Origin of the sequence: Arthrobacter sp. DNA4 (genome assembly GCF_024362385.1) — a bacterium.
Classification (GTDB): Bacteria; Actinomycetota; Actinomycetes; order Actinomycetales; family Micrococcaceae; genus Arthrobacter.
In genome coordinates this window covers 1,742,349-1,763,323 of sequence record NZ_CP101466.1, presented here as the reverse complement: position 1 = coordinate 1,763,323, position 20,975 = coordinate 1,742,349, and the positions used below count along the sequence as shown (strand labels likewise).

Genomic DNA, 20,975 nt, shown 5'->3' with positions numbered 1-20,975 from the left:
TTAGGCACGCTTTCTGGAATTCTTTGGTTGGTTCTTGTCCCGCCCCGGCCGGAGCTTGAACTTCAGCATCCGCTTGGGGCGAATGGCAGGAGCCATCTGCTCCCGGGCCAGGGAGAGGACCACCCCCACCGCACACAGCGACATCAGCAGGGCCGAACCGCCGTAGGAGATGAACGGCAGCGGAACACCGATGACGGGCATGAGGCCGGTGACCACGGACATGTTCACGGTGGCCTGGCCCAGCAGCCAGACCATGATGGTGACGGCGAGGACCCGGTGGAACATGTCCTCCTGTGCCACCACCACGCGGTAAATGGCCGCGCCGAGGATGGCGAAGAGGACCAGGACGACGACGGTGCCCACCAGGCCGAGTTCCTCCCCGATGATGGCGAAGATGAAGTCGTTGTGGGCTTCGGGAATCCAGCTGTACTTTTGCCGGCTCTGCCCCAGGCCCACGCCCAGCCAGCCTCCGGATGCCAGGCCATACATGCCGTTGGTGGCCTGGTAGTTGGCGTCAATCCCGTCCGCGCAGGACTGGCCGGTCCACCAGGAGGTGATGCGGCACATGCGGTTTGAACTGGTGACGGCCATGACTGCGGTGCCGGCGGCGGCGATGATGCCCGCGATGCCGAACAGGTAGAGCGGAACGCCGGCGAAGAACAGGGCCGCCGCCATGATCATCATGATGATCATGGCGGTCCCCAGGTCGTTGCCCACCAGGATCAGGACGATGACGATGGCTGCCATGGGTATGGCGGGTACCAGCACGTGCTGCCACTTGCCCAGCAGCTTGCCCTTCCGGGCCAGCACGGTGGCCAGCCAGAGGGCAAGGGCCAGTTTGGCTGCCTCGGAAGGCTGGAACGTGATGCCGCCAAGGTCGATCCAGTTCCGGTTGCCGTTGATCTCGGTGCCCACCACCTGGACCAGGCCCAGGAGCAGGACGGCCACCCCCACGGCGGGCCATGCGAGGCGCTTCAGCCAGACAACGTTGATGCGTGAGAGCACGAACATGGTGAAGATGCCGATCGCGGCGAAGACTCCCTGCTTGAGCGCGTCGCCGTAAGGGGACTTGCCGGCGGCGATTGATTCAACGCTTGAGGCCGAGAGGACCATCATGATGCCGATGGCGGTCAGGGCCAGGGTGGCACCAAGGATGAGGTAGTAGGTGGAGCCGTTCCGGGACTTGCCCGTGCCCTCCAGCGCGGACCAGAACCGGCGGTACAAGGTGCGCAGCTTTGCCCCGGCTGCGGCGGGCCGCCGGATGGCGGTTGAGCCGGGACGGGGTTTGCCACCCGTCGGCTTAACACCCTGCTGCCGGGTGGGCGTGCTGACCATTGTTACTCCTCGCCGGTCTGGGCCTGCCCTTCCACCAGCTCGCGGACAGCGTCGATGAAAGTACCACCACGGTGAGCGTAGGAAGAGAACTGATCCATGGAAGCAGCTGCCGGAGCCATGAGCACGGTATCGCCGGATTTGGCGAGCCGGGCCGCAGACGCAACGGCCCAGGACATCACCTGTTCTCCATTGCCGGGGGTACCGGCAGTGGTGCCGCCGGGCGCCGAAGCAGTCTCCACTCCTTCAGTGTCACCTGCCCCCGGTTCGATCACCGGGACATCGGGCGCGTGTCGCTGGAGGGCTTCCCGGAGGTGGGACGTGTCTGTTCCGATCAGGACCACGGCCTTGAGCCGCGCTGCGTGGTCCCGCACCAGGTCGTCATAGCTCACGCCTTTTGAGAGCCCGCCGGCAATCCAGACCACGTTGCTGAAGGCCGACAGGGATGCCGCCGCGGCGTGGGGATTGGTGGCTTTGGAGTCGTTGACCCATAGGACCCCGTTCATGCGGGCCACAGGCTGGATCCGGTGGTCGCCGGGCACGTAGTCCAGGATGCCCTGGCGCACAGCCTTGGGCTCCACGCCGTAGGCGCGCACCAGGCCGGCGGCGGCAAGGGCGTTGGCCACCATGTGGCGTGGGGCCAGCGGTCCAAGGTCGGCCATGGAGGCGAGTTCGGCTGCGCTGTTCCTGCGTTCTTCGATGAACGCCCGGTCCACCAGCAGCCCTTCCACCACTCCGAGCATGCTGACGGTCGGCGTCAGTGTGGTGAAGGCAACGGCGCGGCAGCCCTCCACCACGTCGGCGTTTTCCACCATGCGTTCGGTTTCCACCTGCTCGGCGTTGTAGATGCAGGCTTTTTGGGTGCGCTCGTAGACCTTCGCCTTGTCGGCCAGGTAGGAATCATAGGAGCCGTGCCAGTCGACATGGTCTTCGGCCACGTTGAGGCAAACGCTGGCAACAGGCGACACCGATTCCGCCCAGTGCAGCTGGAAGCTGGAAAGTTCCACCGCGAAGACGTCGTATTCCACGGGATCCCGAAGGGCATCAAGGATGGGGGTGCCCACGTTGCCCACAGCAATGGCTTTGAGTCCTGCGGCCCGCAGCATCGATTCCGTGAGTCCCACCGTCGTGGTCTTCCCGTTGGTCCCGGTGATCGCCAGCCAGTCGGCAGTCTTACGGCCTTCCCTGATCCGCACGCGCCAGGCGAGTTCGACGTCGCCCCACACCGGGATGTGTGCCCTTGCCGCTGCGGCCAGCAGTGCCTGGTCCGGACGCCAGCCCGGCGAGGTCACGATCAGATCGGGCAGTTCGCCGTCGATCCGCGGGAGGTGGGTCACCGCGTCGGGGCCCAGCAGCACATCGGCGGCGCCGACGATTTTCAGGGTATCGGCGTGTGCGCGCGCGGTGTCGCTGGTGGCAGCATCCACCACCACCACGCGGGCACCGAGCTCGATCAGGGTGTCCGCGGCTGCGAACCCGGAGACGCCGATGCCAGTCACGGCTACGCGCAGGCCGGCCCAGTCGGAGTCCCAGGAGACAAGGTTTGCCAGGCGGGGGGAAACGGTCACAGCAGTACAACCCATTCAGCGTAGAAGATGCCCAGTCCAACGGCGACGAAGAGTCCGCCAAGGATCCAGAACCGGACAACGACGGTCACCTCGGCCCAGCCCTTCAATTCAAAGTGGTGCTGCAGCGGCGCCATTTTGAACACACGTTTGCCGCCGGTTGCCTTGAAGTAGCCCACCTGGATGATGACGGACAGCGTGATGAGCACGAAGAGGCCGCCCACGATGCCCAGCAGCAGTTCAGTGCGGGACAGGATGGCGAATCCGGCCACGGCTCCGCCAATGGCCAACGACCCGGTGTCGCCCATGAAGATCTTCGCCGGCGAGGTGTTCCACCAAAGGAAGCCCACCAGGGCGGCGCTGAGGATGGCCGCCAGGAGTGCCAGGTCCAGCGGATCCCGGACGGAGTAGCAGCCGCTGCCCGCTTGCCGGGGGGAACCGCAGGCCTGGTTGCTCTGCCAGATGCCCATGAGGGTGTAGGCGCCGAAGACCATGATGGCGGCTCCGGCGGCAAGGCCGTCCAGTCCGTCGGTCAGGTTCACGCCGTTGGTGGCGGCGGTGACGATCAGGTTGGACCAGATGACGAACAGGACCGCGCCGAGGACGGTGCCGCCAAAGGCGAGGTCCAGCCAGGGCAGGTCGCGGACCAGGGAAATCTTTGTTGACGCAGGCGTCAGCCCGGCGCTGTTGGGGAAGTTCAATGCCAGGATGGCGAAGACGATGCCGACGGCCGCCTGGAGGATGAGCTTGGCTTTGGCGTTCAGGCCCAGGCTCCGCTGCCGGGAGATCTTGATGAAGTCGTCCAGGAATCCCACCAGGCCCATGCCCACCATGAGGAACAGCAGGATGAGGGCTGAAGCCGAGGGGCCGGGTGAGTCCGGGTTCATCATCAGCATGATGAGGTGGGTGAGTCCGTAACTCAGCAGTACTGCGGCCACCACTACGGTGCCGCCCATGGTGGGCGTCCCGCGCTTGGTGTGGTGGGATGTGGGGCCGTCGTCACGGATGAACTGGCCGTAGCCGCGGTGCACCAGCAGGCGGATGAACAGCGGGGTGCCCACCAGGGCAAAGAGCAGGGCCAGGCCTGCGCCGATCAATAGAGCAATCACAGCAGAGTGCTCCTTTCGTCGGCAGGGGTGGGGGCTGGGGGTAATGCTATCCGATCGCCCAAATGGCGAAGTCCTACGCTGTTGGAGGACTTGAACAGCACCAGGTCGCCCGGCTCGAGTTCTGCGTCCAGGACGTCGTAGGCCTCATCAAGCGTCTCCGCGAAGAGGCATTCATCGCCCCAGGATCCCTCCTGCACGGCGGAGACGTAGAGGGCCCTCGCTTCCCGGCCCACGACCAGCAGCCGTGAGATGTTGAGGCGGACAACCTGGGTGCCGACGGCAGTGTGCTCACGGATGGAGTCCTCGCCGAGTTCCAGCATGGCCCCCAGCACCGCCCAGGTGCGACGTCCCCGGCCAAGGTCGGCCAGGGTGCGAAGGGCGGCCCGCATTGATTCGGGGTTGGCGTTGTAGGCATCGTTGATGATGGTGACGCCGTCGTGCCGCTCGGTACGCTCCATGCGCCAGCGGCTGGCGGCTGCCTGGATGCTCAGTGACTCCGCGATGTGGTCTCCGGGCACGCCTGCAGCCCAGGCCGCCGCGGCGGCTGCCAGGAGGTTTCCCATGTGATGGACTCCGATGAGCCTGCTGCTCACGTGGCGGGGAGCGGCGCCGTCGGGAAGTTGGAGATCGAATTCGGGGCTGCCCCCGGCGTTGGTGTCGGCATTCAGGGCCTGCACCTGGGCGTCCTGGCGGCCTTCCGCGGAAAAACCGAGGACCGTGGCCTGGGTGCGGCTGCGCATGGCCGCGACGCGTTCGTCGTCGAGGTTGATGATGGCCGTTCCCTGGGCGGTAAGGCCTTCAACCATTTCGCCCTTGGCCAGCGCGATGTTCCCGACTCCCCCGAACTCGCCGGCGTGTGCGGTGCCCACTGCCAGGACAACTCCGATGTCCGGCTTGACCATCTCCGCGAGGTAGCGGATGTGGCCAATGCCGGTGGCTCCCATTTCAATGACCAGGTAGCGGGTATCGGTGCCCGCCCGGAAGACCGTGAGCGGGACGCCCACCTCGCCGTTGTAGGAGCCCTGGGGCGCCACGGTGTTGCCCTGCGTTGCCAGGATTCCGGCCAGCAGGTCCTTGGTGGTGGTCTTGCCGGCGGAACCGGTGATGCCCACCACCGTCAGCTGGCTGCCGGCTTCTGCACGGGCGGCACGGATGCGGCGGACGGCTTCGGCGGCGAGGGCTCCCATCGCCAGGACGGCGTCGGGAACCACGATGGAGGGGTAGGCGGTGCCGTCGGGGCCGGGCACTGGGCGCTCGACAAGTGCCAGGACCGCACCGGCAGCGAAAGCTGCGTCAATGAAGTCGTGGCCGTCGGCGTGCTCGCCCGGCTTCGCGACGTAAAGCGAACCCTGGATGGCTTCGCGTGAATCCGTCACCACCGAGAGGGGCGTAATTCCGGGATCGGCGTCCAGGCGCCCGCTGGTGATTTCGGCGATTTCCGCCGCAGTAAATGCAATCATCTCGGTCTAGGACTCTATCCGGTCGTCTTGGAGAACGTTGAATCCCCTGGCTGTCAAGGCGGTGCGCAGTTCAACCCTGTCGTCCAGGGCGAGGTTAACGCCCTTCACTTCCTGCCATACCTCGTGGCCGCGGCCCGCGACGAGAATGCTGTCCTGGGGGCGTGCAAGGGCCACGGCATGCCGGATGGCCTCCTCCCGCGGGAAGACTTCCAGCACGTCGGCGCCCAGGGACTCCGTCTCCAGGGCAACACGTGCCCCGGCCAGCACATCGGCGCGGATCGCTGCCGCGTCCTCGTCGTGCGGGTCGTCGTCGGTAATGATCACGGTGTCTGCGAGCCGGGCCGCGATGGCGCCCATTGCGGGGCGTTTGCCCTGGTCCCGCTGCCCTGTGGCGCCGAAAACGACGATCAGGCGCGAGTCCGGTTCCGGGGACCTGACAGCTTCCAAGGCCCTGGCCAGGGCGTCGGTGTTGTGCGCAAAGTCCACCACGGCAGCAGGCCGGTCGGAGATCAGCTGCATGCGCCCGGGCACGGCGACGGTGAACGGGTCGGCATTGTCCAGGGCCGCCTGCAGGTCAGAGAGTCCGACGCCGGACGCCAGCACCATGAGCACGGCCAGGGCAGCGTTCGCAACGTTGAAGCTGCCGGGCAGTCCGGTGTGGACGTCCAGGACGGCGCCGTCCGGACCCGTGAGGGTGAAGCTGGTCCCGAGGCCACGCGGCGAGGCCGAGGTAACGGTCCAGTCCGCCGGGCCCGAGCCACTGGTGCTGAGCGTGGTGACCGGCACCTGGGCGCTGCTACCAGCCGCCCCCCACTCGTCGTCGACCGTTACTACTGCCCGCCGGGCACGCCCTGGAGTGAAAAGCTCTGCCTTGGTGGCGAAGTACTCCTCCATGGTGTTGTGCAGGTCCAGGTGGTCCTGGGTCAGGTTGGTGAACCCGGCCACGTCGAAGACAAGTCCGTCCACCCGCTGGTAGGAGATGGCATGCGAGGACACTTCCATGGCCGCGGCGTCGAGCCCTCGTTCGTGCATGAGGGCGATGAGGCCGTGGACCTCGGGTGATTCCGGGGTGGTGAGGAGGCTGGGAATCGCCTTCCCGCTTACCAGGATCTCAATGGTCCCGATCAGCCCGGTCTGCCGGCCCAGGGCACGCAGCAGTGAGGTGATGAAGTAGGTGGTGGTGGTCTTCCCGTTGGTACCCGTGACACCGAAAAGCTGCAGCGGGCGGCCGTCAGCTGACTGGCTGCGGTAGATCATGGAAGAGAGGGGTCCCACCTCGTTGCGCGGCTTCGCGACGACGAGCACGGGCACCGGCGTGTCCGCGGACAGGGCAAGCAGGCGTGCACCGGCGTCGTCCGTCAGAACGGCCGCCGCCCCGGCGCCGATGGCGTCCCTGGCAAAGTCAGCGCCGTGCCTGCTGGCGCCCGGCAAAGCCACATACAGGTCGCCGGCCTCCACGGTGCGGGAGTTGAGGGATATGCCTGTGATTTCCACGTCAGCAGCAGGCGCGGGCACCGCTACGCCAAGGGCCTGCCCGACGGCGGCCAGCGGGACGGGCGCAACGGCTTCAGGCCGGAAGCGGCCTGCGCTTTCATCCCGGGCAGTATCGCTGCCGGGCGTGGTGAACTCTGACAAGGGAATCTCCGATGGTGCTAGTGCGTGCCCGGCATGGTTCGGCCCGGGCACTGTGATGCGCTGGATGCTGCTGGTACTTCCGGCCTGGAACAGCCGCTATTTGGCGTACTGGGGCATCCTGTCCGGCGCGCCGGTTGAAGGCTGGACGTTGTAGGTCCGCAGCGTCTGGCTCATAACGGAGCGGAACACCGGTCCGTTGGTGATGCCGTAGATGCTGCCCTTCGGCCGCTGGAGCACCACCTCCACAATAAACCGCGGATCATCCATCGGCGCCATTCCCACGATGGAGGCGGTGTAGCCGCAGTAGCCGGACTTGCCGTCGTCGCAGGGCGATTCGGACGTACCCGTCTTGGCTCCCACCCGGTAGCCGTCGATGCCCGCATCCTTGATTTCGCCCTCGGTGACGGCGCTTTCCAGGATGTCCTGGACCTGCTGGGCCGTGCTGTCCGAGACGACCTGCCGGGACGGCTGCGCCGGGACCTTTTCCTCAGTCCCGTCGGGCGAGATGTACGAGTCGATCAGCCGTGGCTGCAGCATGACGCCGTTGTTCGCGATGCTTTGGTATGCCCGGACCGTCTGGAGCGTGGACTGCGAAACGCCCTGCCCGAACAGGACGGTGTACTGCTGGCGCCCGTCCCACTGGTCCGGGGGCGAGAGGATGCCGGATGCCGTTGCTGGAAGTCCGATGTCCGGTGCCTCGCCAATGCCGAACTTCTTCAACCAGTCGTAACGCTGTTCCTTGCTCAGCCGCTGGACGGCCATCACGGTTCCGGTGTTCATGGAGTAACCGATGATTCCCGCCAGCGTCCGTTCCTCGGTGCCGTGCGTAAACGCGTCGCTGAACGTCTGGCCGTCCACGGTGTAGGTGGGCGGAATGGTGAAGGTATCCAGTGGCTTGGCAAGGCCTTCATCGATCACAGCCGCGGCCGTCATCATCTTCTCCACTGAGCCGGGCTCATACGCTGCGGTCACGGAGCGGACGCCGCGGTCCTTCGCTGCCACCAGCCCGGGGTTGTTGGGATCCGGGGAGTTGGTGTCGGCCAGGGCAAGCAGGTTGCCGGTCTTGGCGTCCATGACGATGATGACGCCCCATTCGGCGCTCAGTTTGTCCGCCTGGCTCTGGATGGCCTGCTGGGCAAAGTACTGCAGGTCAGAGTTGAGGGTGAGTTTGACGTCCTTGCCGTTCTGGGGCGGGGTCAGCTCGTCAAGGCCCACGGGAATGCGGAGCCCGTCCGCGCCGATCTCGAACAGGCGCTTGCCGTCCGTTCCCTTCAGCTTGTCGTCCTGTGTCTGCTCAATGCCGGCCTGCCCGGTGGTCCCGTCCTGGAGGAATCCCACCACTCCCCCTGCGACCGCACCGTTCGGGTAGACGCGCTTGCTGACGCCTTCGGCCACGATGCCCGGAACCTGGAGCTTGGAGATGCGGTCCTCAACATCGGGCTTCACGTCCTTGGCCACGATGTAATACGGCTGCTGCCCGGTGACAGCGTCCCTGACGGCGTTGGTGTCCATGCCGAGGGCCGAGGCGAGTTCGGAGATTGCCTGGTCGCGGCTGACGTCCACCAGCTTTTCGTGGCCGTCGGTTTGCTCCAGCCGCTTGTAGGAGTCGGTTTTAGTGTTGACGCGCTGGTCAACCACGATGTTGTAGCGGATCACACTGTTGGCCAGGACAGTGCCGCGCGAGTCCAGAATGCTGCCCCGCTCCGCCGGCAGGATGGCCGACGTCATCCGGCTGTTCAGTGCCGCTTCCGCCATGCCGCCGACGTCCAGCCCCTGGACCAGGAACAGCTTCCCACCCACCACGAGCAGGAGTGTGAGCATGATGCCCAGCCCCAGCCGCAAGCGCTTCGTGGCGTTGGGTACCTTGCTTTTTCCTGCCGTGCCGGTCGTCTTCGCCACCGTGTATTTCCTTGCTGCTCGACGCTGCTGCCTTACCTGCCTGCCGCCTACTGTCCGGGGACCTTTTGCTGCGGCGCCGGGACGGAGCCGCCGTGAAGTTCGGGGGTTCGCCGCAGCTGCTGCGGCCTGCGCTGCTGCAGCCGCCTGGGCTGCGGCTGCCTGGGCGGCATCGGCGGAGGGAGCCGCGTTGTCGGCGGCCGGCCCGGCGGCCTTGTCACTGGTTGCCCCCTTGGCATCCGCGCTCTTCGCCGGCGGCACGATCAGCTGCCCTGCCACGGCAGGCGACGGGATGACTGCTCCTGTTGCCGCGCCCTTGACGGCGGGGGTGGCCTTTCCTGTTACTGACAGAGTTGACAGGTCGATCTGGCCCTTTACGGTCGATGCCACCATGCCCAGCTCGGTGGCCTTGGCCGCGAGGTTCTGCGGGGCCTCGTAGCTCTGCACCTGCTGGGTGAGGTCCTGGTTTGCCTTGGTCAGCGAGCTCTGCTTGGCACGCAGCTCCACCAGCTGGTACTGCGCGGTGGACACCGAGATGTTCAGGACCAGCACCGCAACCAGCGCCACTGCGAGTATCGCAAAGCACAGCACAACGAAAGGGGCACGCCGCTTCCGCGGGGCGGAGCGGACCACGGAGAGCGGTGTGCGCGCTTTTTGTCCCCCGCCAGGTTTACCTGCAGGCCTGGTATCGGGCGCCGAGCTGCCGGAAACAACGGGAAAGTCCTTGACGGCGGCGGTGCTCATGCAGCTCTCCTGGCTCTGATTCGTTCTGCCGCGCGGAGCCTGGCGGAGGCGGCGCGCGGGTTTTCAGCGATTTCGACGGCGGTGGGCACCTCAGTGCCTTTGGTCAGGGTCTTGAGTTCGGGCTTGTGCTCTTCCAGCTCCACCGGGAAACCAAGGGGAGCCGAAGACTTGGAGCGGGACTGGAAAACACCTTTGACGATCTTGTCCTCCAGTGAGTGGTAGGACATGACCACGATGCGGCCGCCGAGGGCCAGTGAATCGACGGCGGCGGGAACTGCCCGTTCCAGGACGTCGAGCTCTTCATTGACCTCGATCCGCAAAGCCTGGAAGGTCCGTTTGGCGGGATGTCCACCGGACTTCGCAGCGGACGCCGGAACCACGGAACGGATCTGCTCCACCAGTTCGCCTGTGGTGGTGAAGGGCTTGGCCGCCCGCGCTGTGACGATCCTGTTGGCGATCCGCCCGGCGAACTTTTCCTCTCCCCACTTGCGGATGATCCGGACAAGGTCCTCTTCGCTGTACGTATTGACTACGTCCGCGGCGGTTTGGCCCCGGCTGGTATCCATGCGCATGTCCAGCGGCGCGTCGAAAGAGTAGGCGAATCCGCGTTCACGCTCGTCCAGCTGCAGCGACGAGACGCCCAGGTCCATGAGGATTCCGTGGGCTTCGGCCACACCGAGGTCTGCCAGGACGTCCTGGATCTCGTCGTACACGGCGTGTACCAGGTCAGTCCGGGCGGCGAACGGAGCAAGCCGTTCCCCAGCGAGGGCCAGCGCTTCCTCGTCCCGGTCGATGCCGATGAGGTGGAGGTCGGGAAACCTCTGCAGCATGGCCTCGGAGTGTCCGCCCATGCCCAGGGTGGTGTCGACGGCAACGGGGGTCTCGCCACGCAGCCTTGCCGCTTCGAATCCCGGTGCCAACAAATTGATGCACCGGTCGCGAAGGACCGGCACATGGCGTTCGGACGTGGGCTTGGGTTGATCGGTCATGCCTGGTCCTTTCCCGCCGTCGTTGTCCCCTTGATGCTTCTGGGATCAGATCTCCATCCGCGCCTACCGTTCCGCCCGCCTGGCTCCGGGGAAGGTGAGCCAGGTTGGCAGCCGATGGGCCGGCTGGAGATCTCATCCAAGAAACCCCTGCCACCCCGTTCCGGAATTCAGAGAATGCCCGGAATGGGATCGTCGGTTTCGGAAAAGGCCGTCTCCTTCTCCGCGAGGTATTCATTCCAAGCCTGGGCGTCCCAGATCTCGGCGCGGGTTCCGGCGCCGATGACGGCAAGTTCCCTTCCGAGTCCTGCATACTCCCGGAGCGCCGGTGGAATGGTCACGCGCCCCTGCTTGTCAGGTACCTCGTCAGAGGCTCCAGAGAGAAAGACGCGGATGTAGTCACGTGCCTGCTTGGAGGAGATTGGAGCCTCCCGCATCTGCTCGTGGACCCGCGCAAATTCCTTCTCGCTGAAGACGTAGATGCAACGCTCCTGGCCCCTTGTGAGCACCAGGCCGCTGGCAAGCTCCTCGCGGAACTTAGCGGGGAGAATGATCCGTCCCTTTTCGTCCAGACGCGGCGAGTGAGTGCCCAGAAACACTGGCCCACCGCCTGTCCGCCGTCAGGAACTGCACATCCCCTATGTTGCAACCACCCTCTTATGTCCTCCACATTACTCCACTTTCCACCACAGTCAACGCAAAACGGCCCGGCGCGGGGCCCAAATATGGGAAAAGTCCCTTGAAATGCCGCGGATTGGATGCCGTGGTGGGAAGTGGAGGAAATTTCGCACCCGCGCCCGTCGCCTGAATTCCCTCGGCCGAAGGGAGCCCGGAATTTGCGGCAAATTGCCGATTAAATACGAAAAGACCCGCCGGAGCGGGTCTTTTCCTGCGGCCCCCTGTTGCGGGGGGAGCGAAATGGAGGAGCCTGGAGCCGGATGGCGGCCGGGCTTCCGTGGTGCCTAGGGTTCACCCCTGCGGCGCTCGTCCCACCGCTCTTCAAGGCTGCTCATAAACGAACTCCTTTGCTTGCCGGGCTTTCCCCCGCCGGCCTTGGACCCGGCTTTGCCACGGGAGCTGCGCATGGTGGCGAAGTAAACGCCGCCGCCCATGACCACGAAGCCCAGCACTCCCACAAAGATGTTCTGGAGGGTGACCCCGACCAGAAGCAGGAAGACGCCGGCCAGCGCGCCGAGAACCCCAATGACCACATGCCTGGTGGACCATGAACGCCCCGGGTCCGAACCCATAGAGTTCGCAAATTTCGGGTCGTCCTCGTGAAGCTGCTTTTCAAGCTGCTCAAGCAGCTTCTGTTCGTGCTCCGACAGCGGCATCACGACCTCCTTTTGTAGGCCAACGTCCGGGCTGATCCCAGCCATAACTTCTACTCGGATGAACGCGTGCTGCTGCTGGAAAGTTCCCGCTTGGCCAGCCATTGCCAAAACGGAAACCCAGCATGCAGTCGCGGGAGCGGAAGCATGTCCAAGAGGGTCCGGCAGTAAGTCCATTCACTCGAAACTATGTACCTCTAAGGATAGATTGTTGAGGGCTGATCTGAAAGACGGCAATGACTTCGGCGGACCCCGTCAGGCGGGCCGTTGCGTGCTGTCCCCCGGCCGGTTTTCCGGCTCCATCAGGCGGGCAGGAAGGACCGATTTGTTGCCGAATTTGCGCGCTACCTCGTCCAGTGCCTGCTCGGCCGCGCGCCAGTTGTCATCCCTGCGGTCAATGCTCAGCTGGAGCGAGGTCCGGGCCGCTTCCTCAAGCTGCTCGGCCCTGACCCCCACCAGCCGGACGGCCATGGCCCTGGTACCGACCGACTCCAGGAGCTGGAGTGCCACCGCATAGATCAATTGGGCGCTGTCCACCGGTGTCTGGACGGTTCTGCTGCGGGTAATCGTGGAAAAGTCGGCGAACCGCAGCTTCAGTGCCACGGTCCGGGCCACCATCCCGGAACTCCGCAGACGGCCCGCGGTCCGGTGCGAAAGCCGCAGCAGTTCCCGCCGGAGGAGGGCGTCGTCGTCGGTATCCGTGGCAAAGGTCTCTTCCGCTCCGATGCTCTTTTCCAGCCGCACCGGCGTGACCGGACGGGGATCGATGCCCCAGGCGAGCTGGTGAACGTGCTCCCCCGTCGCGCCCAGGACCTTCTTCAGCGACGACACCGGGGTTGCGGCGACGTCCGCCACGGTGCTGATTCCCATCTTTGCCAGGACCTCTTTGGTCTTGGCGCCCACACCCCAGAGCGCACCCACGGGCAAACTGTGCAGATAAGGCACGGTCTGGTCCGGTCCAATGAGCAGCAGGCCGTCGGGCTTGCACCGGGTGGACGCGATCTTGGCAACGAACTTGGTCTCGGCAATCCCTACCGATGCGGTGATGCCGAGTTCCGCTGCGACCCGGCGCCGGATCAGCTCGCCAATTCCCCTGGGCGGCCCCAGCCGCCGCAGGGCTCCTGTAACGTCCAGGAAGGCTTCATCCACACTGAGCGGCTCCACGAGTCCCGTGATGGATTCAAAGATGGCCATCAGCTGCCCGGACACCTCGTAGTAGAGCTTGTGCCGGGGTTCGATCACTACTGCCTGCGGACACATCCGCATGGCCACGGCCATGGGCATTGCGGATTTGACGCCAAACGCCCGGGCCTCGTAGGACCCCGAGAGAACCACGGAACGCTCCCCCGGGAAGCCGACGATGACGGGCTTGCCGCGAAGTTCGGGGCGCGTGCGCAACTCCACGGAGACAAAGAAAGCGTCCATGTCTACGTGCATGATGCACGTGCGCCGCCGGCCCGGAAGGCGCGCGGCGGATGCCTGGTTCATACCTGCGGGCCCCACGGCTGCCATCCTATCGGTTTGTGCGGGCTGTCCTGGTTTGTCGGGAGAGCACCGCAGGCTGGCTAAACTGGAGGCTGGTTCCGCCCACAACACCAGGAGGAAAGTCTTCGTGACGGCTATTGGATACTTCAAGCCGGCTGGCCTGGCCGCGCTTGCCGCCGCTGGAGCGCTGGTCCTGGCTGCCTGCAGCCAGACACCGTCCGGACAAGCCGAGCCATCCCAGTCCGCTTCCGTTGCCGCCACTCAGTCCTCCCTGACAGCCTCGCCGAGCCCCTCGGCGTCGCCCAATACCTCGGCAACCGTTGGCGCCGTAGTGGAAGGCTTTCCGCAGCAGCTCCTCCCGCTGATGACCGGTGCCACGGTGGTGTCAAGCAGCTTCGACAAGGCGTCTTCGCCTTCCACAGCGGCACTCGTGGGAACCGTCAAAGCCCCCACCGCCTCCGTCATCGACTTCTACAGCAAGGCCCTGGAGGGCCAGGGTTTCAAGGCCGTTCCCGGCGACAACGTAGGCGGGGTGGCCTCTAAAGATTTCGTCCGCGGTGACAACGAGACTGTTAATCTCTCCGTCGTTGAGGCTGCCGGCGTCTCCACTTTCACCATCGGTGCCAACGTGGCTGCTGAGTCGGTAAAGTGACCGCCGCGGAGCAGTTGAGGAATGAACAGGCCGACTTTGTAGCAGGGGTGGCCGGTGAGCTCACAGGCTTCCTGACGGCGCGCCAGTCCGTCATGTCCGGCATCTCCCCTGACATCGAACCCATCATGGGGTCGATCTCCAATTTGGTCACCGGCGGCAAGCGCCTCCGTGCGCTGATGTGCTACTGGGGCTGGCGGGGCGCAGGCGGCGAGGCAGGGGCCAGCCAGGTCGTCACGGCCGGTGCCGCACTTGAACTGTTCCAGGCGGCCGCCCTGATCCACGATGACATCATCGACCGTTCGGATACGCGGCGGGGCGGTCCCAGCGTGCACCGCCGCTTCAGCCAGCTCCACACCGCGCAGGGCTGGGCACTGGACAGCGAACGGTTTGGCCAGGCCGCTGCCATCCTTGCGGGCGACCTTTGCCTCTCCTTCAGCGAAGAGGCGTTCACTGACATCGGCGAACGGGCTGCGTCGGGCAGCCGGGCCAGGCTCATCTTCAACCTCATGCGGGCAGAGGTCATGGCTGGCCAGTACCTTGACATCCTGGAAGAAGTAGCGGGCCCCGTCCGGGACCGGGCCGGCGCCGTCGGCAGGGCTCAGTCGATCATCCGGTTCAAGAGTGCCAAGTACTCCACCGAACACCCCCTGGCCCTGGGCGGGGCCTTGGCCGGAGCCACCAATGAATTGCTCCGGGGTTACTCGGCATTTGCCCTTCCGCTGGGCGAAGCGTTCCAGCTCCGCGATGACGTCCTGGGCGTCTTTGGTGATCCGCTGACCACCGGGAAGCCACGACGACCTGCGCGAAGGAAAGCGGACAGTTTTGGTGGCACTCGCCCTGGACCAGGCGTCGCCGGAAGAGTCGGCATTCATCGATGCCAGCCTGGGCAGCCCGGATCTTTCAGACGCTGACATCCTGGAGATCCGGCGGATCATCGAGGACTCAGGAGCGCTCCAGGCCACCGAAGTCCTCATCAATGAATTCGGCTCGGCAGCCTTCGATGCCCTTGACGGGCTTGAACTGGAAGAGTTACCCAAAACCGCCCTCCGGAGGCTGGCCGAAGCGACGGTCAGCCGAGCCTCCTGAAGCGGGCTGTTACCAGGCCAGGGTCTGGGCCCTGCGCCTGATTTCCGTCTTGCGGCCCTCACGCAGGGCGTCGATGGGGCGGCCACGCAGTGACTCGTCTTCGGTAAACAGCCACACAATAAGGTCCTCGTCTGAATAGTCGGCGTCCGCCAGCACCACGATGGTTCCCTTTAGGCTGTCCACTACCTGGCCGTCCTGAATGAACTCCGCGGGTACCGAGCGGATTTTCCGGTCCCCCACGCGCAAAGCCGCCAGGGAACGCTCGTCAATAAGGCTGTGCACCTTGGTGATTGAAACATCCAACAAACGGGCGACGTCGGGCAGCGGCAACCACTGGCCCACCAAGTTTTCTACATTACTCACGGATCAAGGTTGCCACGCCGCCCACCCCGGCGCCTAGTCGGCGCATTTCATTCCACCCCTGGCCTGCGGACACTCCCAAAAAGAAGCCATTACCGAATTCCCGAAATTCTTGTGCTATCCGCAAATTCATGAGAGATTCACACACATCACAGTTGTAACACTAATAACTTGAGCCACAGTAGTATCAAGATTGACAGCGGCATCCCCGTCCGCGTCCGCACCCGCAGTTGAGAAGAGGATTCTTTCCGATGACGATGTCCCGCTCGCCCAAGCAGCCCCCCAAGCCGAGTCTGCCGATGATTGCCGCCACCACTGCGGCGCTGCCAGCGGTCGTATTGTCATCTTTGGCCCTCGCCCAGCCGGCGGCCGCCCAGCAGCCCGTCCGGAACATTCCCAGCAGCCTTGCAGCAGCAATGAAGGCCCAGGCTGCAGCGAAAGCGGCAGGCACCGTAATCCCCGCTGCGGTCGTCTCCACCACCATTCCCGCAGCCTTCCAGCCCGCACAGCCGGCAGCACCCGCGGAGTACACGATCGTCCGTGGTGATACCGTCAGCGGGATCGACGGCCGGTTCGGCCTGAACACCGGGGACATCCTGAAGCTGAACAACCTGCAGGCCAACACGATCATCTACCCGGGCCAGAAGCTCAAGCTGTCCGGTTCCGCGGAGCCTGCGGCTCCTGCACCCGCCGCTGCTCCCGCAGCTCCGGCTCCCGCAGCCCCGGCGCCCGCGGGCGGCGCGACCTACACGGTAAAGCCCGGCGACACCCTTGGTGCCATCGCTGCCAGGCACAACGTGTCCCTCTCGGACGTCTTCGCCTGGAACAACCTCTCCATGCGCTCCATCATCTACCCGGGACAGAAGGTCAAAGTGGGCGGCGGCGATTCCGCACCCGCCCCCGCAGCCCCTGCTCCCGCCGCACCTGCACCTGCACCTGCACCCCTGGCAAACACCGCGGCACCGGCAACGGGCTCGTACACCATCAAGGCCGGCGACACGCTCTCCGCCATCGCGTCCCGCCACGGCGTCAAGCTGTCGGACCTGCTCGCCGCGAACAAGCTGGGTATGACCACGGTCATCTACCCGGGCAGCAAGCTGGTGATTCCCGGCGCCTCCGGCCAGGCAGCACAGCCCGCAGCAGCACCCCAGCCTGCAGCCGCTCCCCTGGTGCCCAGTTCCTTCCTGGGGTTCAGCTACCCGGCCGCTGTTGTCAGCTCCGCCAATGAAAACAAGGCCCTGCTGAATGCCTCGCCCGTTCCCTCGCGGGACGAAATGAAGAACATCGTTGCGGACACGGCACGCCGCATGGGGGTGGACCCCTCCCTGGCTTTGGCTTTCGCCTTCCAGGAATCCGGCTTCAACCAGCGAGCCGTGTCGCCCGCCAACGCGATCGGCACCATGCAGGTCATTCCGAGCTCCGGGCAGTGGGCCTCGGACCTGGTTGGACGGAAGCTGAACCTGCTGGACCCGTACGACAACGCCACGGCCGGGGTGGCCATCATCCGGCAGCTGCTGGCCACCAGCAAGGACCAGGACACCGCCATCGCCGGTTACTACCAGGGCCAGTACTCGGTGAGCAAGTACGGTATGTACGACGACACCAAGGCGTACCTGGCGGCCATCAAGGCGCACCAGAAGAACTTCAGCTGAGCTCCGGCCGCTGGCCAATTTCTTGTTTGCGGGTCCGAACCGTTACCGGTTCGGACCCGTTTTCATTTCAGACGCGTTTTGCTGCGGGATTAGGATCGTAAGGTGCAGGAACACGTGTCAGACCCAGTTGTAGGGACGCTGGTGGACAACCGCTATGCCGTCACTTCCAGGATCGCCCGTGGCGGGATGTCCACCGTCTACCTGGCCGTGGACCAAAGACTGGACCGTGAGGTGGCCCTCAAGGTGCTGCATCCCCACCTCGCAGCCGATGAAAACTTCCTGGGGAGGCTGGGCCGTGAGGCCAAGGCCGCCGCCCGCCTGTCCCATCCGCACGTGGTGGGTGTTTTGGACCAGGGCAACGACGGCAACACCGCCTACCTCGTCATGGAATACATCAAGGGCCACACGCTCAGGGACGTCCTCCGGGACCGTGGTGCCCTGCCACCCCGGCTGGCGCTGGCACTGATTGATCCAGTGGTGGAGGGGCTGGGGGCGGCACACGCAGCCGGTTTCATCCACCGCGACGTGAAGCCGGAAAACGTCCTGATCGCCGACGACGGCCGGATCAAGATCGGCGACTTTGGCCTCGCCCGTGCCGTGACCAGCTCAACCAGCACCGGCGCCCTGATCGGGACCGTGGCCTACATCTCGCCGGAGCTGGTCCTCGGCAAGCCGGCGGATGCGCGCAGCGACGTCTACTCGGTGGGCATCATGCTGTATGAAATGCTGACCGGGCGGCAGCCGTTCGAGGGCGAAGTACCCATCCAGGTGGCCTACCAGCACGTCAACGGGGTGGTCGGGCCGCCGTCGGACCTGGTCCCCCGGCTGGCCGGCGAAGTGGATGAACTGGTGCAGTGGTGCACAGCCAACGATCCCGAGAACCGGCCGGTGGACGGCAACGCGCTGCTCCAGGAGCTGCGCCACATCCGGACCAACCTCACCGATGCGGAGCTGGACCTGCAGCCGCGGCAGCAGCGGCCGCTGCGGCCCAGCACCAGACCGAGGTCCTGGGCCGCGCCAGCAATCCGACGACGCTGATGCCTCCTTCCCGGCCAACGGCACCGGCCTACCCGCCGGGGCAATACCCGAAAGCCCACTACCCGGTGCCGCAGGACAATCCGGCAGGCGGAGCCCCAACGGAGCACGTGGCCTACCATCAGCGGCCCGGACTTACGCTGCCCGACGACGACGATGCGGACAGCGGTTGGTCTCCCCCGCCGCCGCGGCTGGGCAAGCGGGCGCAGCGGAAAGCGGACCGGGAAAGCGAGAAGCTCCGCGCGCTGGCCGCCGCCACTCCGGTGCGTACCCTGCGGGAGGGAAATCCGCGCCGACGCGGCTTCATATGGGTGGTGGTCCTCATCCTCGCGGCCCTGCTGGCGACGGGCGCGGGCTGGTTCTTCGGCATGGGTCCCGGTGCCGCCGCTGCCGTGCCTGCAGTGGCCAACAAGACAGTGGCACAGGCCCAGCAACTGCTCAACGGGGTGGGCTTCCGCTCCACTACGAGCGACGTCTTCGACGACGACGTGCCCACCGGACTCGTAGTGGGCAGCGAGCCCGCCGCGGGGACAGAAATCCGGAAGTTCCAGCCCGTCTCATTGCTGGTGTCAAAGGGGCCGCAGCTCTTCCCGTTGCCACCACTCACCGGCAGGAGTCTGGACGCAGCAAAGAGCGACCTGAACGCGGCGGAGATGGCGCTGGGGACGGTCACCGAGAAATTCGATGAGGAAGCAGCCGCCGGTACCGTCCTGTCCCAGGATCCCGCTGCCGGTACCCCTGCCCGGCACGGTACTCCCGTAGGACTGACGGTGTCCAAGGGACCGCAGCCCATTGCCGTTCCGTCGGTCGTGGGAAAGCCCGAGGACGACGCCGTCGCTGCGGTTGAGGCAGCAGGCCTCACTGCCGAGGTAGCCCCCGACGAGGTGTTCGACCGGAACGTTCCAGAGGGCGCGGTCGTCAGCCAGTCCCCGGCCAACGGGACGCTGACCAGGGGCGGCACGGTGACCCTGACCATTTCCAAGGGCCCGAAGATGGTGTCGGTCCCCAGCTTCATCGGCAAGCAGGCATCGGAGGCGCGCAAGGCGCTCGAGGCCCTGGGCTTCCAGGTCCGGGTGAACAACATCCTGGGCGGCTTCTTCGGCACCGTGCGGGACCAGTCGCCTGTAGACCGGGAGGTCCCGGAAGGCTCCGTCGTCACCATCACGGTGGTGTAGTCCAGATGGGCAGGCATGAGCCTGCCCACCCGGAACCGTGTGGCTTCGTTCCTAGTGCTTGGCGAGCGCGCCGGCCACCAGGAAGGCCATTTCGAGTGACTGCATGTGGTTCAGGCGGGGATCGCAGACAGACTCGTAGCGGTCCAGGAACGCATCCTGGTCGATCGGGTCGGCGCCGCCCAGGCATTCGGCGACGTCGTCGCCCGTCATCTCCACGTGCAGGCCGCCCGGTACCGTCCCCAGTCCGTGGTGCACCTCGAAGAACCCGCGCACTTCGTCGATGACGTCGTCGAAGTTCCGCGTCTTGTACCCGTTGGGCGAGGTGACGGTGTTGCCGTGCATGGGGTCGGTGACCCACAGGACCTGCGCCCCGGAGGCGGTGACCTTCTCGACGACGGTAAGCAGCTTTTCGCGGATGTTGCCGGCGCCCATGCGCGTGATGAAGGTGAGGCGGCCGGGCTCGCGGTCCGGGTCGAGCTTGTCAATCAGGCGCAGTGCGTCATCACCGGTGGTGGACGGGCCCAGCTTCACGCCAATGGGGTTGCGTACCCGCGAGAGGAAGTCGACGTGGGCATGGTCCAGTTCCCGGGTACGCTCGCCGATCCACAGGAAGTGTGCCGAGGTGTCGTACGGGAAGCCGGTGCGGGAGTCGATACGGGTCAGCGCACGTTCGTAATCCAGCAGCAGCGCCTCATGGCTTGCGAAGAACTCCACCCGCTTAAGGGCTTCGAAGTCGGCGCCGCAGGAGTCCATGAACTTGATGGCACGGTCAATGTCGCGGGCCAGTGATTCGTAACGGGCGTGGGCCGGGTTCTCGGTGAACCCCTTGTTCCACTGGTGCACGGAGCGCAGGTCCGCGAAACCGCCCTGCGTGAAGGCGCGGATGAGGTTAAGGGTGGAGGCCGACGTGTGGTAGGCCCGCAGCATGCGCGCGGCGTCGTGGCCGCGCGACTCGGGGGTGAAGTCGTACCCGTTGACGATGTCGCCGCGGTAGGCGGGCAGGGTCACACCGTCACGTGTTTCGTCATTGGAGGAGCGCGGCTTGGCGAACTGGCCCGCCATGCGGCCCATCTTGATGACCGGCATCGCGGCCCCGTAGGTGAGCACCACGGCCATCTGGAGGATGGTTTTGACACGGGCACTGATCTTGTCCGCCGTGGCAGCCTCGAAGGTCTCGGCGCAGTCGCCACCCTGCAGCAGGAACGCCTTGCCCTGGGCAGCGGCAGCCAGCCGCTCGCGAAGGACGTCCACTTCGCCTGCAAACACCAGCGGCGGCAGGACCGACAGTTCCTTCACTGAGGCCTCGAAGACATCCCGGTCCTGCCAGCTGGGCTGCTGGGAGATGGGAAGGTCCCGCCAGTGGTCCAGTCCGGGATAGTTGGCCGCTCCGCTCTGGGCGGTGCTGGACAGAGAAAAGGCTGGTTTTGCAGATAGCTCAGTCACCCTCTAAGACTAGCGGCAGGGCGGCAGCG

14 protein-coding genes and 3 pseudogenes are annotated in these 20,975 nt (G+C 65.5%); 4 read left to right on the top strand and 13 right to left on the bottom strand.

What is annotated here, in order from left to right:
• The 11 genes and pseudogenes from ftsW to dinB all read right to left on the bottom strand — a co-directional run bounded on the left by ftsW (nucleotide 1) and on the right by dinB (nucleotide 13,546).
• Nucleotides 1-1,335 carry a putative lipid II flippase FtsW gene (gene ftsW, locus NMQ03_RS08130; RefSeq protein ID WP_255175145.1) on the bottom strand — a complete coding sequence of 445 codons (1,335 nt, stop codon included), beginning with the start codon at nucleotides 1,333-1,335 and terminating at the stop codon, nucleotides 1-3.
• 2 nt (nucleotides 1,336-1,337) lie between these two features.
• The gene (gene murD, locus NMQ03_RS08125; RefSeq protein ID WP_255175144.1) at nucleotides 1,338-2,915 is read right to left on the bottom strand and encodes a UDP-N-acetylmuramoyl-L-alanine--D-glutamate ligase; all 1,578 of its coding nucleotides are present in this window, start codon (nucleotides 2,913-2,915) and stop codon (nucleotides 1,338-1,340) included.
• Nucleotides 2,897-4,006 (bottom strand): phospho-N-acetylmuramoyl-pentapeptide-transferase, encoded by a 1,110-nt coding sequence (gene mraY, locus NMQ03_RS08120; protein ID WP_255175143.1) that lies wholly within the window; start codon nucleotides 4,004-4,006, stop codon nucleotides 2,897-2,899. The genes murD and mraY overlap by 19 nt, the downstream gene beginning before the upstream one ends.
• A complete protein-coding gene (gene murF / locus NMQ03_RS08115) occupies nucleotides 4,003-5,466 on the bottom strand; it encodes a UDP-N-acetylmuramoyl-tripeptide--D-alanyl-D-alanine ligase (protein ID WP_255175142.1) in 1,464 nt (487 codons plus the stop codon). The genes mraY and murF overlap by 4 nt, the downstream gene beginning before the upstream one ends.
• Before the next feature lie 6 nt (nucleotides 5,467-5,472).
• Nucleotides 5,473-7,101, bottom strand: coding sequence for a UDP-N-acetylmuramoyl-L-alanyl-D-glutamate--2,6-diaminopimelate ligase (locus tag NMQ03_RS08110; RefSeq protein WP_255175141.1), 1,629 nt, complete (start codon nucleotides 7,099-7,101; stop codon nucleotides 5,473-5,475).
• A gap of 96 nt (nucleotides 7,102-7,197) precedes the next feature.
• The gene (locus NMQ03_RS08105) at nucleotides 7,198-9,000 is read right to left on the bottom strand and encodes a penicillin-binding protein 2 (protein WP_255175140.1); all 1,803 of its coding nucleotides are present in this window, start codon (nucleotides 8,998-9,000) and stop codon (nucleotides 7,198-7,200) included.
• A gap of 47 nt (nucleotides 9,001-9,047) precedes the next feature.
• Nucleotides 9,048-9,741: pseudogene (locus NMQ03_RS08100) on the bottom strand (hypothetical protein).
• Nucleotides 9,738-10,730, bottom strand: coding sequence for a 16S rRNA (cytosine(1402)-N(4))-methyltransferase RsmH (gene rsmH, locus NMQ03_RS08095; protein ID WP_255175139.1), 993 nt, complete (start codon nucleotides 10,728-10,730; stop codon nucleotides 9,738-9,740). Before rsmH ends, NMQ03_RS08100 begins: the two are co-directional and overlap by 4 nt.
• Before the next feature lie 167 nt (nucleotides 10,731-10,897).
• Nucleotides 10,898-11,326 (bottom strand): division/cell wall cluster transcriptional repressor MraZ, encoded by a 429-nt coding sequence (mraZ, locus tag NMQ03_RS08090; protein ID WP_018763545.1) that lies wholly within the window; start codon nucleotides 11,324-11,326, stop codon nucleotides 10,898-10,900.
• A gap of 363 nt (nucleotides 11,327-11,689) precedes the next feature.
• The gene (locus tag NMQ03_RS08085) at nucleotides 11,690-12,061 is read right to left on the bottom strand and encodes a DUF3040 domain-containing protein (protein WP_159632249.1); all 372 of its coding nucleotides are present in this window, start codon (nucleotides 12,059-12,061) and stop codon (nucleotides 11,690-11,692) included.
• A 252-nt stretch (nucleotides 12,062-12,313) separates the two neighbouring features.
• A complete protein-coding gene (dinB, locus tag NMQ03_RS08080) occupies nucleotides 12,314-13,546 on the bottom strand; it encodes a DNA polymerase IV (protein WP_255175562.1) in 1,233 nt (410 codons plus the stop codon).
• Nucleotides 13,547-13,670: 124 nt separating this feature from the next.
• Here dinB and NMQ03_RS08075 point away from each other — a divergent pair, with 124 nt between their 5' ends.
• Both NMQ03_RS08075 and NMQ03_RS08070 read left to right on the top strand, forming a co-directional pair.
• Complete coding sequence (locus NMQ03_RS08075) at nucleotides 13,671-14,195, top strand: hypothetical protein (protein ID WP_255175138.1); 525 nt, start codon at nucleotides 13,671-13,673, stop codon at nucleotides 14,193-14,195.
• Nucleotides 14,192-15,281, top strand: a pseudogene (locus NMQ03_RS08070) (polyprenyl synthetase family protein). Before NMQ03_RS08075 ends, NMQ03_RS08070 begins: the two are co-directional and overlap by 4 nt.
• Nucleotides 15,282-15,290: 9 nt before the next feature.
• Here the strand turns inward: NMQ03_RS08070 and NMQ03_RS08065 are convergent.
• Entirely contained in the window at nucleotides 15,291-15,644 is a 354-nt protein-coding gene (locus tag NMQ03_RS08065) for an Rv2175c family DNA-binding protein (RefSeq protein ID WP_255175137.1), read from the bottom strand.
• A gap of 248 nt (nucleotides 15,645-15,892) precedes the next feature.
• Here NMQ03_RS08065 and NMQ03_RS08060 point away from each other — a divergent pair, with 248 nt between their 5' ends.
• Nucleotides 15,893-17,293 carry a lytic transglycosylase domain-containing protein gene (locus tag NMQ03_RS08060; RefSeq protein WP_255175136.1) on the top strand — a complete coding sequence of 467 codons (1,401 nt, stop codon included), beginning with the start codon at nucleotides 15,893-15,895 and terminating at the stop codon, nucleotides 17,291-17,293.
• A 102-nt stretch (nucleotides 17,294-17,395) separates the two neighbouring features.
• Nucleotides 17,396-19,503 (top strand): annotated as a pseudogene (gene pknB / locus NMQ03_RS08055) (Stk1 family PASTA domain-containing Ser/Thr kinase).
• 51 nt (nucleotides 19,504-19,554) lie between these two features.
• On the opposite strand, the gene NMQ03_RS08050 reads toward pknB, so the two are convergent.
• Complete coding sequence (locus tag NMQ03_RS08050; RefSeq protein WP_255175135.1) at nucleotides 19,555-20,946, bottom strand: class II 3-deoxy-7-phosphoheptulonate synthase; 1,392 nt, start codon at nucleotides 20,944-20,946, stop codon at nucleotides 19,555-19,557.
• Nucleotides 20,947-20,975: the final 29 nt, after the last annotated feature.